Genomic DNA, 219 nt, shown 5'->3' with positions numbered 1-219 from the left:
TGGCATCTTCCAGACCGGTCACTGCTGCCGCTGCACCCGATGCCTGAAGCCCTTTCATGCCCAGTGCCGACAACCCTTTACTGGCCACACCGCCGGGTATCATGGACGGTGCCAGAGAGCCAACCCCAGAGGCAAACTGGAGGCCAAAACCGGCAGCGGTACTGCCCTCGGTCAGCCCGAACCGGCCTTCGCCTTTCTTCTCGATCCCGAACCCCTGCA

At 63.0% G+C, this 219-nt stretch carries 1 protein-coding gene; it reads right to left on the bottom strand.

Going from position 1 to position 219, the window contains the following annotated elements:
* The coding region (locus AK963_RS34785; protein ID WP_175404860.1) for a hypothetical protein at positions 1 to 219 on the bottom strand (219 nt) is incomplete at both ends.

Source organism: Endozoicomonas atrinae, from assembly GCF_001647025.1.
Classification (GTDB): Bacteria; Pseudomonadota; Gammaproteobacteria; order Pseudomonadales; family Endozoicomonadaceae; genus Endozoicomonas; species Endozoicomonas atrinae.
Note: the sequence above shows the minus strand (reverse complement) of the source record. Positions and strands in the feature narration are given on the sequence as shown.